This is a genomic window from Paenibacillus sp. JNUCC-31, from assembly GCF_014844075.1.
GTDB lineage: Bacteria > Bacillota > Bacilli > Paenibacillales > Paenibacillaceae > Paenibacillus.
In genome coordinates this window covers 1,705,365-1,723,861 of the sequence record NZ_CP062165.1, presented here as the reverse complement: position 1 = coordinate 1,723,861, position 18,497 = coordinate 1,705,365, and the positions used below count along the sequence as shown (strand labels likewise).

Here is an 18,497-nt window from a genome sequence, read left to right as displayed (position 1 = left end):
GCTCTGTCCTTGGTACCTGAGAGTTACCCCGCCGCATGATGCAGCAGGTTTCCCCTTGGGTGATCGTAACGCCCACACAGGGCGAATAGATGCTCTCCAGAGTTGCGTCCCGTAAAAGTCCTTTTGCCTGAGAGATTCACCTCCGCTTGTCGGTGGTTTACTCCTTCGGCGTTACCGCATGTACACCCTGATTCGGGTGTCAAGGGTAATCTCTCCCTTTACATTCATCCGCGGGCATTGCATAGACCAATAAACACATTTACTACTCTCATTAAAGCCTGAATCGACTATTGATGTCAAGAACGATATCATAGAAATTGAGAAAAAATCCGAATGATATTATTAATTTAAATTATAATGTTCGTATATTTTTAAAGAGTGCGCTTACTTTTCTAATATTCACCATTATATGTAGGGAGTGTTCATTTGAGTTACAGGCATATAAGAAAGAAAATCAAATAATTTGTAAGGTATCTTGACATTTGATTGGGAAATATCATACGCTATGTTCTGGGAAAAAGGTTAAGGTCAAAGAAGCGCATGCACTCATTAATGAAAAGCGAGGCGGATATCGATGAGCGAATTGAAAAGTGATTTCCTGTACAGTGAAGAGCACGAATGGGTGCAGACCGTAGGGGAGGATACCGTACGTATTGGCATTACCGAGTTCGCGCAGCATCAGCTGGGTGACATTGTGTTTGTTGAATTGCCTGACCTTGAATCGGATGTAAAGGCAGAAGACAGCATTGGAACGATTGAATCCGTCAAAACCGTTTCGGATTTGTTTTCTCCTGTAAGTGGAACCATTGTGGCTGTGAATGACGCATTGCAGGATTCCCCGGAGCTAGTTAATAACTCTCCATATGAGGAAGGCTGGATGATTGAGATCCGTGTTGAGGGCGATCTGACAGCAGCACTGTCCACATTGATGAATGCGGACGCATATCGTAAACACACGGAATAATATTATTTTACATTATTTTACGATTCCAGGGTGAAGAGCTAAGCTAGAGCTTGATACGAACGCCCGTTTAACGTGAAAAGAGTAATCCATTGAAATATGTGCAGTTAGTGATACTGATGATTTGACCATAGTTTAGGCGCAATTGCTTCATCTGAAACAGGATGAGCAGTTGCGCCTTTTTTCCGTTATTCGCGCAGCATGGGCGTGGCATATATTTACATTTTACACGTCATTAAAATGGGGTTATTCGTGGGAATGATACATGAAAGGGAATATGACAGATTCATTTCAGCTAAAAGGATAAATCAATCGGACAAACCTTCAAATTTAAATCTTGTCATCAACGTTCATGACGGAAGTAGGTTTTCATTTCGTTGTGGAAGATACCGTTTTCATTTACGATATGTTTGTGAAATGAAGATTTATTTCAGATTTATACCTTGTTCGTCTGGATCATCATCATTGTCAAAAATTCAGTAGAATGAAGGTTTAATATGTTGAGGAGGTTTTCGATATGAGTTCAGTGGACGCAAAATCCGAAAAAAGCGGAGGAATACGGGTCGGCGTTCAGAAGTTTGGACGTTTCCTGAGCGGTATGGTTATGCCGAACATGGGTGCATTTATCGCCTGGGGTCTGATTACGGCATTGTTCATTCCAAAAGGATGGTTCCCTAACGCAGATTTTGCATTGCTGGTTGATCCAATGATCAAATATTTGCTGCCTTTGTTGATCGGTTACACAGGCGGTACCATGGTACACGGCCAACGTGGTGGTGTAGTCGGTGCGATTATGACCATCGGGGTGATTGTGGGCAGTGACATTCCGATGTTTCTTGGTGCCATGATTGCCGGACCATTGGGAGCCTGGGTCATTAAGAAATTTGACAAGGCTGTCGAGGGCAAAATCAAATCCGGATTTGAGATGCTGGTTAACAACTTCTCCGCTGGTATTATTGGTGGGATTTTGGCCCTTCTGGCCCTTAAAGGCATCGGTCCTTTCGTTGAAGCAATTAGCAAGGTGTTATCGGCCGGGGTAGAAACCTTGATGAATGCCGGTCTTCTCCCGCTGGTCAATCTGATCATTGAGCCAGGAAAAGTATTATTCCTGAACAATGCCATCAACCATGGGATTTTGACACCGATTGGTACAGATCAAGCAAGAGAACTGGGTCAATCCGTTTTATTCATGCTTGAATCCAATCCAGGACCTGGACTCGGCATTTTGCTGGCCTACTGCTTCTTTGGTCGGGGGTCAGCTAAATCTTCTGCTCCAGGTGCTGTAATTATCCATTTCTTTGGCGGGATTCACGAGATTTATTTTCCTTACATTCTGATGAGACCGATACTGATTCTGGCTGCGATGGCTGGTGGTGTAGCAGGTACATTGACCTTCATGCTGACAGGAGCTGGTTTGGTTTCAGCACCGTCACCGGGAAGTATTATTGCCTACTCGTTGTTAACACCTAAGGGTGGATATCTTGGCATGCTGGCAGGGGTAGCTGTAGCTGCGATTATCTCCTTCCTTGTGGCATCCGTACTGCTCAAAACAGGTAAACAGAAGGACGACGAAGATCTGGATAGTGCTTCTAACCGTATGAAGGATATGAAAAACCAGGGCAAAACGGGTAACCTCACCGTTGATAAAGACAATCGGGAAGCTGACCGTGCAGCCGATATTGCTTCTTCGGCAGTAAAAACGGATATCAATAAAATTGTATTCTCCTGTGATGCAGGTATGGGTTCGAGTGCCATGGGAGCTTCGATTCTGCGGAAGAAAATGAAGGCAGCCGGTGTGGATGTCGCTGTAACCAACACGGCAATCAGTGAAATTCCGCAAGATGCCGACATTGTCATCACACAGAAAACATTGACAGAGCGGGCCAAAACGGTGGCTCCAAATGCAGAGCATATTTCCATCGATAACTTCCTGAAGAGTCCTGAATATGAGGCACTGGTGGAGCGCCTCAAATCCGACTCCTGATGAGCAATATTACAAGGAGACAGCGTGAAATCGTGGAGTTCCTGCTGGAGCACCCGCATGAGGTAACTGCTGGCGAAATAGCTGTTGCGGTCAAAGTGAGTACCCGTACCGTACATCGGGAGTTGCAGATGATTGAACAGTGGCTTGAGCCCCTTGGCATGAAATTGGAAAAAAAATCGGGAACCGGGGTCCGAATCGATCCCGGTTCCGATGATCTGGCTGTATTGCGACAACAACTTGAGCTGAACGAATATGTGGAGTTTACGCCCGAAGAGCGTAAACTCTTCATGCTTTGTATTCTGCTGGATGAAGCTGAGCCTGTGAAGTTGCTAGCACTGGCCTCAGATCTGAAGGTTACTGTGTCTACGGCAAGCAATGATCTGGATGACCTTGAACCACGTATTCTCCAGGCGGGATTGAAGCTGGTTCGCAGGCGCGGATATGGGGTCAAGATCAATGGAAGCGAAATAGCACATCGCATGGCTATATCTGCGCTCGCTCTTGAATACTTGGATGAATCCGATCTGTTCGGAAGACATGTGGAGCAGGGAGTCTCCAAGGTAAACAGCAAACTTCTGGGAATGATAGGGCATAAGGATGTACTTACAATAGAAAATGCGTTGTGGCAACCGGATATCGATTGGTTAGAAAATATCCCGGAGCGGCAATACATGAAGCTGTTGATTCAATTGTCCGTAGCGGTTGTTCGTATCCGCAAAGGCTTTGGCATTGGGCGGAGTCTTCATCAGGACAATAAGAACGGCGGATATCTGCTGGATGGCGAGAAGAAGGTACCGGAATACTTGGCTTCCCGCTTGTGCGGTGTTCTGTCTGCCCAGCTTGGACTTGAGTTTGCCAAAGAGGAACAGGCCTATTTTCACAGGTTGCTGATTGAAATTGAGCAATCAATTCATTCCTCGCGTCTGCTGCCTATAGACGATTTGGTCTTACTCGATATGGTTCGTTCCCTCACAGATCGGATGCAGGAGAAGACCCATTATTTGTTCCATGAGGATCGTCTGCTCCGTGAAGGTCTGATTGCCCATATGGAGCCGGTGCTGGAACGCATGGAGGGACGTCAGCACATCCGTAATCCATTGCTTCAGCAAATCCGCAAGGATTATGAATCATTGTTTGAGGATGTGAAAGAAGCGGTCCAACTGGCTTGGCCCAATACGGATGTGCCAGATGAGGAGATTGGATTTCTGGTGATGCACTTCGGTGCTTCCATTGAACGGCTGCGGGTACTAAAGCGTGAAGTCAGGGCTGTCGTCGTCTGTACCAGCGGGATCGGATCTTCACGGATGTTATCGAGCCGTCTGTCCAAGGAAATTCCCGAAATTCGAATTGTGGACAGCGTGTCATGGTATGAAGCAGCTCGTATACCGAAGGCGGAATATGATCTGGTTCTCTCTACAGTCGATCTGCCAATGGATAAACATCAATACTACAAGGTAAGCCCACTGCTGACAGCAGAAGAGAGTGAACGCTTAAGGCATTTCATCAGGACAACGACGCTTCAGCGGGAACATAGTCCCCCACCTGAAGCGGTTTCAAGGACAACAGGCCGTATCGCCGATCCGGTTGGACTGGAGGCTACACTGATTGAAATCGTGCAGATTATTGGTAAATTTCAGGTGTTCCCGCTGGATAATCAGGAGATTGGATTTTATGAAACGGCCAACGCCATGTGCAACGTGTTGCATCAATCCGGTGTGTTGAATAACCCAGAAGAGATTGCCAGGCTGCTGGAGGAGCGTGAAGCAGTTGGAAGCCAGAAAATTCCGGGGACTTCGCTCGCGCTGTTCCATACACGCAGTGATGGCATTTACAGGCCTTCGATCACGCTCTTCCAGTTGTCAGAGCCGCTTCTGCGTACCCCCGAAGACCCGGCAGGTGTCAGTCACGTGCTCTTGATGCTTGGGCCCAGAGAGTTGTCCAAGGAAAGCTTGGAGGTACTAAGTGAGATCAGTGCGCTGCTGTTACAGGAAGAAATGATTGCATTACTTGAAAAAGGGAACCGGGATGATCTTATTCATTATTTATCCCGAGAGCTTGCGGGATTTTACCGCAGCAAAATCGAAATTGGAGGTATACAAACATGAGTGTGTTAACGAAAGATAAAGTCATCATGAATGCAACGGCTCAGGACAAATATGAAGCGATTCGCATGGCAGGTCAGATTTTGAAAGACGCAGGTCATATCACCGCTGAATACATTGACAAAATGCTGGAGCGTGAAGAAATTGTCTCCACGTATGTCGGAAATGGACTTGCAATTCCACACGGCACGAAGGAATCCAAATCCTTTATCCTGTCCACAGGTATATCGGTGATCCAGTTCCCGCAGGGTGTTGATTTTGGGGAAGAAAAAGCATATATGGTGATCGGTATCGCCGCTCAGGGCGGGGAACATATGGAGATTTTGACCAGCATTGCAGTGATCTGTGCGGAGGAAGAGAATATGGAAGCACTGCGTCAGGCCAAAACTGCCGAAGAAGTCATCACCATTTTGGAAAGTGAAATGGAACTATGAAGGCCCTTCACTTTGGAGCAGGTAACATTGGACGTGGCTTCATCGGTTTGATCCTGTCCCGTGCAGGATACAAGGTAGTATTCTCGGACGTTAATCAGGAGCTGGTTACGGCTTTACAGCAGCGCGGAGAGTACACCGTTGAACTGGCTAACGAGGCCAAGGATCTGGAGAACGTCACTGGTGTGAGCGCAATCGATGGAACCAATCTGGATACCGTTGCTCAAAATGTTGCAGAAGCTGAACTGATCACAACCGCAGTGGGTGTAGGCATACTGAAACATATTGCTCCCGGTATAGCCAAAGGTCTTACGGCCAGACTGGGGACGGGGGATGTCTTCGAGCCTCTTCACATTATTGCCTGTGAAAATGCAATCGGAGCCAGCACTCAGTTGAAAGAACATGTATATGGCTTGCTGGATGAGCATATCCGCAAACTTGCTGATCAGTACGTATACTTTCCAGATTCAGCCGTAGACCGGATTGTACCGATTCAGCATCATGAAGATCCGTTGCATGTACAGGTAGAGCCTTTCTATGAATGGGTCGTTGACCGTTCACAAATGGCTCCTGCGTTCAAACCGGTTGAGGGTGTAATGTATGTTGATGATCTGGAGCCTTATATCGAACGGAAGCTGTTTACCGTAAATACTGGACACTGTATTGCCGCCTATATTGGATATGAGAACGGGTTTGATACAATTCAGAAGGCTATTGCCGATGAAAAAGTCAAATCTATTGTATATGGGGCCTTGCAGGAAACCGGGGCAGTTTTGGTGAAGCGTTTTGGATTCAATGCGGATGATCACCAGCTGTACATTGCCAAAATATTGGAGCGCTTCGTTAACCCGCATCTGACGGATGAGGTAACTCGTGTAGGACGTTCACCGCTGCGGAAATTGTCCCCGAATGACCGCCTGGTTCGTCCGGCTCTCCAGGCTTACGAGTATGGAACGGAGACAACGCATCTGGCGATGGGAATGGCAGCTGCCTGCAAGTTTGATATTCCCGAAGACCCGGAAGCGGTGGAACTTCAGACTACGATCCAGCAAAAAGGGATTGAAGCAGCACTTAGCCAGTATACGTCCATGGAAGAGAGCCATCCTGTACTGAAGCAGGCTGTAGAGCACTATCATCAAATGAAAAAGTAACAATGTTCATTCCAATACAACGTAATATGGACAGAGGAAGAGCCTCACAGGGTTAACTGTGGGGCTCTTCTTCTTGTTCTGCTTTCTTTTTATACGTATCCAGACATGTCTTACATATACAGAACTTCCTGCGTTGTTCTGCTGGAATGCGGTCAAATACCCCTTCTGGGAACACGGCTTCGTTACACCAGCATTCTGAGTGAGGACGGCCTGCTGCATAGGAACAGCCATTAGCTTCACCGCATAAAGGACATACAAGGACTTCTGGTGTCACCTTCTTTGTATCTTGCTCAATAGACATACGGGTCTTCCTTCCCCCTTGTGAATAGTTAACCACTAACGATCGATAGGCTAATTACTGTATACTGACTCAACCTATTATACCAATCCTATGATTATTCTTCAGGAGGCAATTCAATCTTCAGTCCTTCCACATGTTTGCGACCCATCAGTTTTCGTTTCTTTCGGTTTTCCTTGGTCTCCAGCACAATGTCGAGGTCATAGTCGTCGCCTGGATAAAGTTCCTGTGCGGATATATGCAGAGTCAGGCGTTTTTTGTGAATTTTGACTTTACGTCCTCGCAGCATAACTCCGATGTTGCCACGACTGTCCTCCAGATCACAGACGATTCCTGACTGGTTCAGATAGGCTGCATACACGCGATCTCCTTTACGGAATGCTTTGGCAGGGGAAGTGGGTTCTAATGTTTCAGACCTATCGGATTGCTTTCTTGTTCCAGTTTGTGCGGACGGGTTGACAGATTTCACTGTGTTCCTTGTTTTATTTAAGTGCTCTTGTTCCATTGTGCTGCTTCTTGGCGATGGCGCAGAGTTCACAATGGGCACGGATGGAGTGAGGTTGGGAGACACATGTCGCGAGACACCCTGATCTGAAACGACTTTGGAGCGTTCTATAATGCGCTGTGGCATTCCCAACTTCAACGCGATGGAATAGGCGTAACTTTCCCCAGCTTCTCCAATTCGCAATCGATAAAGAGGCTGGAGCGAGACCGTATCGAATTCCATTCGTGCATTCTCAAAACCCGGCGTAGCAGCCGCAAAATGTTTAATTTCACCAAAATGGGTTGTGGCAACCACTGTAGCTCCAAGGTGATGCAGTTCCTCCAGCATGGCGATGGAGAGGCCTACTCCCTCACCGGGGTCCGTGCCGGAAGCCATCTCATCAATAAGCACAAGCGTTGATGAATCGGCTTGCTCCAGGATGCCGATCATATTGCGAATATGAGCGGAGAAGGTACTGAGTGCTTGCTCCAGACTCTGTCCATCGCCGATATCAACGGCAACCTCGCGATATACCGCCATCTCGCCACCTTCAGAAACAGGCACCAGCAGACCGGATTGCATCATGAGGGTGAGCAGGCCCAATGTTTTGAGGGCGACCGTTTTGCCGCCTGTATTCGGCCCTGTAATGATGAGGGAGGAATAGGTGTGACCGATTGCAAAATCAAGCGGAACCATGGATGCGCCCATGAACGGATGGCGGGCATTCTGTATCCGAACCCTTCCATTGGCATTTACGTGTACAATACGACCGTCCATCGTCGCTGCATATTTCGCTTTGGCAAACAGGAAATCCAGAATACCTATCGTTTCAGTATTTAGCGCAATTTCACGATGATAGGACTCTGCCAGAGAGGTCAAGTCACCTAAAATTTTCATTTCCTCTCGTGATTCCTCGGCTTGAAGGGAAGCCAGTTCCATCTGCAAACCTACTAATTCAGCGGGTTCAATATATACGGTCTGACCGCTTCCTGATTCATCCAGCACACTGCCTTTAACGAGCTTGCGGAACTCCTTCTTAATGGGAAGCACGGTTCTTCCACCGCGCTGGCTAATGACATTTTCCTGCATGATGGAGCGGTGTTTGCTTACCAGAGAATCCAGCTTGCGTTTCATGCGTTCTTCATTTACTGTCATTTTTTTGCGGATGCGAACCAATTCTTTGCTGGCCTGATCCTGTATGCGTCCACTGTGGATGCAGCGTTCAATTTCGCTTAACAGGGATTCCATTCCCATCATTGATGCAGCATAACGGCTGACTGTGGGAGCAGCTTCGGACTTCGCTTCCATGTACTTCATAAGCTGTACACAGCTGCGCAGAAATTGGGAGAGATGGCTGAAATCACGTTCACTAAATAAATAACCGGTACCGAGCAGGTCCATAATGGTTTCCATCCCTTCCAGTGAAGGAATAGGAACACTGGCGCCAAAGCGAATCAAAGCTGCGGCTTCAGCCGTCTCTTCCAGACGGATTTCAATCAGACGTGCATCAAGCATCGGTCTCATTTCTCTTGCGTAACGTTTGCCCAAATAGGATGTGGCACAGGCTGCAAGATTTTTTTGGATTTGGGGGTAACCCAGACTGTTTAGCGTGTTTTCATTCATTCTTGATCTCTCCTTGAGAATTAAAATGGAAGTACGGTTAAAGCGATGGAACATATTCCTGGAAAAACGCAAAAAGGGCGGAGAATGAACAAACGTCATTCTCCGCCCTTAACGTAGGGGAAAGCAGGGCCCATTACAGGTCTATACAAAAAAATCCACGCTGAACACAGCGCGGAAATAGACCCGGACACGTACAATCCCGGAGGCGATTTATGATATCCGCTGTTCTTAACTAAGTACAGGGGTTACGGCGCATCATGAAACACACGTATGCCATAAGGCACAAGTGAATCGAAGGCCAAACTCCTGAATATGAAACTTGGTTAGTTAAGAACGCTCACCGACATCAAAATCTCTCCTTTGATTGAGGAATATGCAACCAATATAAACTGGAAATAACCTTTAAGTCAACCTTCAAGAATAAATAGTGGACTTGAATAACAATGGGTTTTAAAATAACAATAGTAAATTAATCCAATGAAAGCGATATTATACAACCTTTTTGCATTGCACCGGAAGTCCATTCCGAAAGCGTTCTCGCTTAAATAATGCAAAATACATACAAAGGAGGATGCTCTTTTTGCCTAAATACTTGCTGCGTCTGCTTTGTTTTACCATGATCCTTGGAGCCCTTCCGGTGATTGTGATTGGTTCAGTCTCGTATTCGATTGCTTCGCGTGACATTGAACAGAAGGTGCGTGAGAGTAATCTGCAGATTTTGCATCAGACCCAAATGCGGGTAGAGCAAGTATTGCGCAGCCTGCAATTGTCGTCCATCCAATATGTGAATTCTCCATTGGTATTACAAGCGATGAAGAAACCGCTGGACAGCAGCGAATTTCAGGAAATACGTGATCTGACGTCCGGATTCAACAATCTGCAGGCGGTTACCAATATCGATCAGGCTTATCTCGTCAATCTGGATGAAGATTGGGTCGTTTCAATGCGATCATTTGGAAAAGTGGATGATTTCAGTATCCGGGACCGCATTGGCTCCTATTTAAAATATACAAACAGCTTGTTCTGGGTCACTCAAAATAGGAGCTCAGCCAAAGAAAGTGTTCCGGTTTCTGCCGGAATGGGTGAAGCAGCACAGGAACCCCCGCCTACTCTTATATCATCGGACAATGTGGTGAGCATGGTGTTCAAAATCCCGATGGTGCCTACTAATGTGAAACCTAAGGGTCTACTCGTGATCGATCTTGCGGATGCGGAGCTTAGCACATTTCTAAGTCGAAATCCGAATTCTGGTGATATGTATGTGCTCGATCGGGACCAGAAGTATTTTCTGAATGATATGGAACAAGACGGGAAATACGATATGCTCAATCAGGAAATTCATGAGAAAGTGGAGACGACGGGTCTAGCGGAGGGATTCTTCAACGCTGAGGTGGAGGGAAGTCAGGTTGCGGTTAGTTACAGAAAGTCGCCGCTCAATGGCTGGTTATATGTCTCAGTGGTGTCCCTGGGGCAGATTACCGCTCAGTCGCAAAAAATTGCATTGGTTACAGGAGTGGCTACACTGATCATGTTATGTATGACGGGACTGGTCGCCATCTACGGCAGTCGACGGATGTATTCTCCGATATCTAGACTGCTGCAGTTTACCAAGGGACTGGATTCCCCATTGGCCCCGTCAGGACGCCGTCAGGATGAATTTATCTACATCGAAGAGCGATTAACGACCTTATTCAGCTCGGAAAAAACGATGCGCGAGCAAATGAAGGGTCAGCATGTTCATTTGCAGGAATTCTTTATGACCAAACTGCTAACAGGCAAAATATCGGAAGAGGACTTCAGATATCAGGGAGAGCTGTATGATTTCCCGACATCATGGTCACGGTTAGGGGTGCTCACGCTTCAAATCGATACCCTTGAAGGGACAAGGTATGAAGAGCAGGACCGGGACCTGCTGTTGTTCGCGTTAAACAATATGGTCGGTGAACTGCTGCCTTCGGATATTCGATTTGCCCCTGTCATGATTGATGACGCCCAGGTTACGATACTTGCATCGGTGGTGGTTGATGAAGTACAGCTCAAAGAATGGATGCATACCCAGGCTGAATTGATCCGTGAGCGGGTTGTAACCTATCTCAATCTGCCTGTAAGTATCGGCATTAGCCGCTCCTATGCAGAGATAGGAGATTCACCAAGAGCTTATCAGGAAAGCCGGGAGGCCCTTCAGGGCAGGGTAAGTCTGGGCAGTCGCATTATTTTGCATTACGAGGATATTCAACCGCGAGGTCAGACGGAGGCAGCGTTATATACACAGCTCAGGATGATTGAAGATCAGTTGGCTTCAGCGCTCAAGCAAGGAGACGAGGAGAAAACCAATGCATACTTTACACAATATCTGGGTCTGCTCGCAGACAAGAAGCTGCATTTTAGCGAGTACCCCGTGATTATGGTTCAACTGTTATCCCGTGTGTATCAGCTCGTTCAGGAGCAAGGAGGAGATGTCGCTGAAGTATTGGGCGAGAAAGCATCCATGGCACGGCTGCTGAAGTTGTCCACACTGGATGAGATGACGAATTGGTTCCGCAAATGTTTATTTCAACCTGTCATTCGATACTGGCGCGAGCAGGAAGAATCACAATATCTGAACATTGCCCGACGCATGATACGACTGATCGAGGAACGGTATGATCGCGAATTATCGCTGGAAGCCTGCGCTGAAGAACTGAATTTTCATCCGGTCTATCTGAGCCGTGTGTTCAAGAAGGAAGCCGGAGTAAACTTTACCGAATACCTCGCACAGTACCGTATGGAAAAAGCGAAGACCTGGCTGCAGACAACGAATCTGAAAATATCAGAGATTGCCGAGAAACTCAATTACACGAACCCTACCGCTTTTATTCGCACATTTCGTAAAATTACAGGAACCACTCCCGGAAAATATCGGGAACAGCAGCGATAAACGAAAGGCCTGCTCTGCCTGCTATGGCAGGCAGGTTTTTCTTTGTTCCTGGCGATGCTTCGTTGCATCAATGGAACAGAGTTAAGACAGGAGTATCGGGGTTAAATGCGGTTCATCGATGAGTGTTAACCGATTTCGATAATGCCCAGAAACCTTGCTGCATAAGGGAAAACAGGAAGCTAAAACGAGACGATAGCCAGTTATCCGTTTATCCTCCACAATAAAGACATGAATCCAGGAAGTGATATTTTGTAATCGTTTCCAAAGTGGGGAGGAAGACACTATGAAAGCCGAAACGGCGGCTCGGACACGGCCCGCTACCCGCAGTGACAAAAACTTGCTGTGGAGGGACATCATCAAAAACCGGTGGCTCTACATTATGTTGATACCGGGTGTGCTTTACTTTGTTATTTTCAAATACATACCCATGTATGGCATTACGATGGCTTTTCAGGATTACACGCCTTACAAGGGCATTCTGGGCAGTGACTGGGTAGGGTTCAAACACTTCCAGCGTTTCTTCGGAGAACCACAGTTCTGGACCTTATTCCGGAATACATTTTTACTGGCAATCTATAACATGGTGTTCTTCTTCCCGCTGCCCATTGTGCTAGCGCTCATGATGAATGAAGTTCGCCGCGAACGGTTCAAACGATTTGTACAGACTCTTGTATATGTTCCGCATTTTGTTTCCTGGGTCGTTGTGGTTGGTGTGTTCTACATGCTGTTCACAACTGAAGGCGGTGCCATTAACGAATTGCTCTACAGCCTAACGGGACAAAAAGTAGCTTTCCTGCTTGAGCCTGGCTGGTTCCGAACGATGATTGTTGGACAATCCATCTGGAAAGAGGTAGGTTGGGGAACCATTATTTTCCTGGCGGCCCTGTCCGGTGTAGACACACAGCTCTATGAAGCTGCGCGGATGGATGGCGCCAATCGCTGGCGTCAGACCTGGCACATTACGCTGCCTGCCATTCGCAGTACGATCATTATTTTGCTTATTCTGCGTCTGGGCAACTTCCTGGATACAGGCTTTGAACAGATCTTCCTGATGCTGACACCGACGAACCGGGATGTGGGTGAGGTATTCGATACCTATGTCTACACCAAAGGTCTCACACAGGCACAATACAGTTATAGTGCTGCTGTCGGTTTGTTCAAATCAGTTGTCGGGCTGGCGCTTGTACTGGGTGCCAATACGATGGCCAAAAAATTCGGGGAGGAAGGCGTCTACTAACACTTGGCAGCAGACGTTCTTCACCAGACAGGAGTGAACATTAAGATGCAACAGGATAAAACGTGGGGCAACCGGATTTTTGATATTGTCAATCATGGCTTGCTGCTGTTGATCGGAATCGTAACCGTCATCCCGTTCATTTATATTTTGGCGGTCTCGTTTACCAGCCCTCATGAAGTGGCCAAGGGAGGCTTCATTCTTTTTCCTAAAGAATTCTCGCTTGCCGCTTATCGCTACATTTTCTCTACAGACACCTTGATTCGCAGTCTGGGCGTATCGATCTATATCACCGTCATTGGAACACTGCTTAACCTGCTATTCACGTCGCTCATGGCGTATCCGCTTTCGAGAAGATATTTGCGTGGACGTCAGCCCATCTTGTTGGGGGTACTGTTCACGATGTTGTTCAGCGGCGGGATGATTCCAACCTACTTTGTCGTCAAATCCCTGCATCTAACCGATACGTTATGGTCCCTGATGCTGCCTACCGCAATCAGTGCGTTTAACCTGATCGTACTTAAGAACTTTTTCCAGGCCATTCCGGATGAATTGGAGGATGCTGCCAAAATCGATGGATGTAACGATGTGGGCGTATTGTTCCGAATTGTTCTGCCTTTGTCGATGCCAGCAATGGCTACATTCTCCCTCTTTTACGCGGTGGCTCACTGGAACAGCTTCTTCAACGCCGTAATCTATATCAATGATAGTGAAAAGTGGCCTGTACAGGTGTGGCTGCGCGAGATTGTCATTCTGGCCCAGAGCCGGATCGGGGATACCAGTATCGAAGAGACCGAGATTCAGCCGCTCACCATTCGCATGGCGGTTATCGTGTTCTCCACCATTCCAATCATGCTGGTCTATCCGTTCCTGCAAAAACACTTTGCCAAAGGAGTGATGCTGGGTTCGGTGAAAGGCTGAGATTGCAATAGCTTGAATACTGGAACGGTTATCACTAAGAAAAAGGGAGGTTTTCGTTTAATGAAAGCAGCAAAAAAGAAAGCCGTAGCTGTCCTGAGCACAATGGCACTGGTTACAGGTCTGCTGGCAGGATGCGGATCGGATGAAGGTCAGGCTGCCGAGGGCGGTGTTCAGAATGTGTCCATCGCAATTGCACAGGTAGGAGATGTGCCGAGCAAAGGCAATGAGGTTCAGCAGAAGATTGAGGCGTACACGAATACCAAACTGGACATTCAGTGGATTCCGGCTTCGGCATACAATGACAAAATTAATGTCATGATTGCATCGAGCGATATGCCCAAAATTGTGAAAGTACAGTATAACCCAACCGTAACCAGTGCGATGCGTAACGATGTATTCTGGGAAGTTGGACCTTTGCTGAAGGATTATAAAAATCTGTCGGCGCAGAACGAGCGTTTCTTTAACAATATCAAGGTGGAAGGCAAAATCTACGGGGTTCCGGTTTTCTCTGATATTGCCCGGGCAACGGTAATTTACCGCAAGGACTGGTTTGAAAAGCTCAATCTCAAGGTGCCAACGACGCCGGATGAATGGTATGAAACGATCAAAACGCTGGCGACCTCCGATCCGGATGGAGACGGTCAGGATAATACGTTTGGACTGATGCTTTTCAAAAAATATAATGAGGATCAATACTCCTTCACCACACGTCTTGGCGTAAGTTTTGGTGCACCAAACAAGTGGAAGGTAGAGGATGACGGCAGCTTTACGCCTGAATTCATGACACCGGAATACATGCAGGTGCTGGATTTGCTGAAACGTTTGTATAGCGAGAAATTGCTGAATCAGGACTTTGCCGTATTTGACTCTACGGAAGCGGAGAAAAAGTATGATTCAGGCGTGGTTGGCATGCGCGTTGGTGTGGCCCAGAACGGAAAGAGCCAACAAGAGCGTCTGTCCAAGAACGACCCGGATGGTGTTGTAGATATCGCCGGTTTGCTGGGAGCGAATGGAGATCGTGTGGCAGGGCAGACGGGTAACTCCGGTATTCTGGCATTCCCGAAAGCGACGGTGAAGTCGGAAGAAGAGCTGAAAAACCTCCTGTCTTTCCTGGATAAATTGATGGACCCTGAGATGGCGACCCTGCTGATGCGTGGCATTGAAGACAAACATTACAAGAAAGCTGGCGAAGATCAGGTGGAGATGAGTGACTTCGATGCGTTTCAGCGTGAAGTGAAGCCTTATCGTGATAACCTGCCTTATGTTGAAGGCTACAATGTTCCGAAGTTGAAGGATACTGAGCTCGGCGAGAAAGGTACGGATCTTGCCAAAGAGCTGGCAGAGCATGCTGTGCCGAATCCTGCGCTGACATTATACTCGCCTACTTATGGTGATCGCGGTGCGGATCTGGATCAGATGATTGCGGATGCACAGACCAAATATATTATGGGCAAAATCGATGAAAATGGCTGGAAACAGGAAATCGAGAATTGGGCTAACGCGGGCGGAACCAAAATTCGTGAGGAATATGCGGAAGACTACAAAAAACAGGCTCAATAAAGAGCCGGAAGCGGAGGAACCCCATGAAAGAAACATTGCAATTCACACCGGTACGGATGGCCGAACAGTTCATGGAAAGTTATCGCAATCATGAGTTGTATCCCACCTGGCATTACGAGAATGGTTGTCTGTTGAAAGCGCTGGAAGAGTTGTACACCCATACTGGAGAACAAAAATATTTCGATTACATCCGGGAGCTGATGGATCACTTTATTCAGGAGGATGGGTCAATTCGCTCCTATACAGTCGAGGAATATAATCTGGACCAGATTAACCAGGGAAATTCACTGTTCCTGTTGTTGGATAAAACGGGGGAAGAAAAATACCGGAAAGCCGCAGATCTGCTCATGGTCCAGCTTAAAGGACAGCCCCGTACGAGTGAGGGCGGATTCTGGCACAAGAAAATATACCCGTTCCAGATGTGGTTGGACGGATTGTATATGGCGACTCCGTTCCTCACGCAGTATGGCGCGGTTACTGGCGAGGAGAAGTGGTTTGACAAGGCGGCATTACAGCTGCTGCTGGTGGAGAAGCATACACGTGATTCACGCAGTGGTCTGTTGTACCATGCCTGGGATGAGAGCAAGGAGCAGCGCTGGAGCTCGGGAGAAACCGGTTGTTCTCCACATGTGTGGAGCCGGGCGATGGGCTGGTATGTGATGGCGGTAGTGGATACACTGGATCATCTGCCTATAGATCATGAGCAGCGCGGACAGATTGTGGGAATCTTCGAACGTGTGGCGAATGCACTTGTACATGTTCAGGATCAACAATCCGGATTATGGCCTCAGTTGCTCGATCAGCCAGGGCGTGAACGCAATTATCTGGAGGCTTCGGGAACCTCAATGTTTGTGTACGCACTGGCGAAGGGAGTACGTAAGGGTTACCTGAGTGGCAAATTCAAGGCGATTGCAGAAAAGGGGTATCAGGGTCTGTTGCTGCATTTGCTGCAAACCGATCGGGAGGGCGTAATGTCCCTGACGCAATGTAACGGCGGTGCGGGTCTCGGTGGTACTCCGTATCGTGACGGGTCATACGAGTATTATGTGACTGAATCGATTCGGATTAATGATCCGAAATCGGTAGCTCCGTTTATTTTGGCAGGAGTGGAGATGGAGCTGGCGATACGCTAGAGTGTATCTTCAGACTCATTAATGATAGCGCATTCACGTGTGTGCTACTGAACAATTTGGTTATCCAAAGGAGAGATGGTTCATGAGTCCAAAAAGTCGGATGTCCCGTTTAGGCGGTTTGGTTGTGGTTGGTGCAATGTCCGCCGGACTGCTCGCAGGCTGTGGGGGAGAAAAAGCGCCTGCGGCAGGGGAAGGCAAGCTTCCCATTTCGATCTCCTTGATGCAGGTAGGTGATGTGCCGGCCAAAGAGAACGGAATTGAACAAAAGATTGAGGAATATACCAATACGGATGTCAGTGTACAGTGGATTCCGCAGTCTGCTTTTGATGATAAAGTAAACGTCATGGTAGCTTCGGGCGAGATGCCGACCATCATGCGAGTGAACTATGTGCCCACAACATTTAACGCAGCCAAAACGGGGCTGTTCTGGGAAATTGGACCTTACCTGAAAGATTACAAAAACCTGTCTGCCCAATCCGAGGCTTATTTTGACAATATCAAAATTGAGGGAAAAATCTACGGGGTACCCAACTTCCGCGATATCGGGCGTACAGCTATCGTGTACCGTAAGGACTGGTTTGACAAATTAAAGCTGGATGTACCAAAAACGCTGGATGACTGGTACGAAGTGATGCGTTCCATTCGCAAGGATGATCCTGATGGCAACGGCAAGGAAGATACGTATGGAACGGTATTATTCAAAAAGTACAACGAAGGCGTATCCTCTCCGCTGACGCGGATTGCCGTAAGTATTGGTGGGGTGAACAAGTGGGGTGTGGACGATGCGGGCAAACTTACACCTGAATTCCTGACCACCGAATATGTGGACACCATGAAGCTGTTCAAGCGACTGTTTAGTGAGGGGCTGATTAACAGTGACTTTCCTGCACTTGATCCTTCCGATGCGGACAAAAAAATGGACTCGGGCCTGATCGGGATGAAGCTGAACGGTGTAGCACAGAATGGAAAGTCCTCACAGCAGCGCCTTACGCCTAATGTACCGGATGGAGAGATCGATGTGGCTCCGTTCCAGGGGACGGATGGTATTCGCATAGCCGGGGAGCCGGGGAACTACGGAATGCTTGTTATACCAAAGGCGTCTGTACCGGACGAAGAGCAATTGAAGCAAGTGCTCACATTCCTGGATCAGCTGATGGATGAGGAACTGAGCACGTTGCAGCTGCGCGGACTGCTCGATGTACACTACACCAAGACTGCTGATGGCAAAACCGAACTCAAAGACTTCGACGCCTATCAACGCGAAGTGAAGCCTTATCGTGACAACCTACTAAGCATTGAAGGCTATAACGTGCCTGAACTTGTCGATGTACCGATCGGTATGAAGGGCACCAAGATGGCGCGAGAAAATGAGCAGTATGCCATTCCGAATCCGGCGTTGACCTTGTCTTCTGCCATCTATACCGAGCGTGGCCAGGAGCTGGACCAGATGATCTGGGATGCACAGACCAAGTACATTATGGGCAAAATCGATGATGCCGGCTGGGAGCAGGAAGTGGCGAACTGGAGAAAGTCCGGTGGCGACCAGCTCATCACCGAATTGGAAGCATCGTATGCGGAGCTGAACGGAAAGTGATAGAGGCACAATGGAGCAAGCTGTGTTTTACGTGGAACGACGTAAAACATGGCTTGTTTTTTTATAGTCTTTTTCACCCCGGGATTATGGTTAGGGGACAGAAG

13 protein-coding genes and 2 riboswitches are annotated in these 18,497 nt (G+C 47.7%); of the genes, 11 read left to right on the top strand and 2 right to left on the bottom strand.

The features are described from left to right. Position 1: 1 nt before the first annotated feature. Positions 2-102: riboswitch (glycine riboswitch) on the bottom strand. A gap of 3 nt (positions 103-105) precedes the next feature. Then, positions 106-228, bottom strand: a riboswitch (glycine riboswitch). Positions 229-574: 346 nt separating this feature from the next. From gcvH to JNUCC31_RS07275, 5 genes are all read left to right on the top strand, one after another. Next, positions 575-964, top strand: coding sequence for a glycine cleavage system protein GcvH (gene gcvH / locus JNUCC31_RS07295; RefSeq protein ID WP_192270086.1), 390 nt, complete (start codon positions 575-577; stop codon positions 962-964). A gap of 514 nt (positions 965-1,478) precedes the next feature. Beyond that, positions 1,479-2,945 carry a PTS mannitol transporter subunit IIBC gene (locus JNUCC31_RS07290; protein ID WP_192270084.1) on the top strand — a complete coding sequence of 489 codons (1,467 nt, stop codon included), beginning with the start codon at positions 1,479-1,481 and terminating at the stop codon, positions 2,943-2,945. After that, positions 2,945-5,050 (top strand): BglG family transcription antiterminator, encoded by a 2,106-nt coding sequence (locus JNUCC31_RS07285; protein WP_192270082.1) that lies wholly within the window; start codon positions 2,945-2,947, stop codon positions 5,048-5,050. Before JNUCC31_RS07290 ends, JNUCC31_RS07285 begins: the two co-directional genes overlap by 1 nt. After that, positions 5,047-5,481 carry a PTS mannitol transporter subunit IIA gene (locus tag JNUCC31_RS07280; protein WP_192270080.1) on the top strand — a complete coding sequence of 145 codons (435 nt, stop codon included), beginning with the start codon at positions 5,047-5,049 and terminating at the stop codon, positions 5,479-5,481. The genes JNUCC31_RS07285 and JNUCC31_RS07280 overlap by 4 nt, the downstream gene beginning before the upstream one ends. Then, on the top strand, positions 5,478-6,629 hold the full coding sequence (locus JNUCC31_RS07275) for a mannitol-1-phosphate 5-dehydrogenase (protein WP_192270078.1): 1,152 nt from the start codon (positions 5,478-5,480) through the stop codon (positions 6,627-6,629). The genes JNUCC31_RS07280 and JNUCC31_RS07275 overlap by 4 nt, the downstream gene beginning before the upstream one ends. Positions 6,630-6,681: 52 nt before the next feature. On the opposite strand, the gene JNUCC31_RS07270 is transcribed toward JNUCC31_RS07275, so the two are convergent. Next, positions 6,682-6,930 (bottom strand): cysteine-rich CWC family protein, encoded by a 249-nt coding sequence (locus tag JNUCC31_RS07270; RefSeq protein ID WP_192270076.1) that lies wholly within the window; start codon positions 6,928-6,930, stop codon positions 6,682-6,684. Between the two features lie 94 nt (positions 6,931-7,024). After that, positions 7,025-9,034, bottom strand: a complete 2,010-nt coding sequence (locus tag JNUCC31_RS07265) for an endonuclease MutS2 (RefSeq protein ID WP_192270074.1) — start codon at positions 9,032-9,034, stop codon at positions 7,025-7,027. A 580-nt stretch (positions 9,035-9,614) separates the two neighbouring features. On the opposite strand from JNUCC31_RS07265, the gene JNUCC31_RS07260 reads away from it, so the two are divergent. The 6 genes from JNUCC31_RS07260 to JNUCC31_RS07235 all read left to right on the top strand — a co-directional run bounded on the left by JNUCC31_RS07260 (position 9,615) and on the right by JNUCC31_RS07235 (position 18,393). Then, entirely contained in the window at positions 9,615-11,951 is a 2,337-nt protein-coding gene (locus tag JNUCC31_RS07260) for a helix-turn-helix domain-containing protein (RefSeq protein ID WP_192270072.1), read from the top strand. Positions 11,952-12,234: 283 nt separating this feature from the next. Further along, positions 12,235-13,188 (top strand): ABC transporter permease, encoded by a 954-nt coding sequence (locus JNUCC31_RS07255; RefSeq protein ID WP_192270070.1) that lies wholly within the window; start codon positions 12,235-12,237, stop codon positions 13,186-13,188. A gap of 45 nt (positions 13,189-13,233) precedes the next feature. Further along, on the top strand, positions 13,234-14,106 hold the full coding sequence (locus JNUCC31_RS07250) for a carbohydrate ABC transporter permease (RefSeq protein WP_192270068.1): 873 nt from the start codon (positions 13,234-13,236) through the stop codon (positions 14,104-14,106). A 60-nt stretch (positions 14,107-14,166) separates the two neighbouring features. Beyond that, positions 14,167-15,666: an extracellular solute-binding protein gene (locus tag JNUCC31_RS07245; protein WP_192270066.1), complete on the top strand. Its 1,500-nt coding sequence runs from the start codon at positions 14,167-14,169 to the stop codon at positions 15,664-15,666. Positions 15,667-15,689: 23 nt separating this feature from the next. Beyond that, entirely contained in the window at positions 15,690-16,799 is a 1,110-nt protein-coding gene (locus tag JNUCC31_RS07240) for a glycoside hydrolase family 88/105 protein (RefSeq protein ID WP_192270064.1), read from the top strand. 82 nt (positions 16,800-16,881) lie between these two features. After that, on the top strand, positions 16,882-18,393 hold the full coding sequence (locus tag JNUCC31_RS07235) for an extracellular solute-binding protein (RefSeq protein WP_192270062.1): 1,512 nt from the start codon (positions 16,882-16,884) through the stop codon (positions 18,391-18,393). The last annotated feature ends 104 nt before the right edge of the window (positions 18,394-18,497 follow it).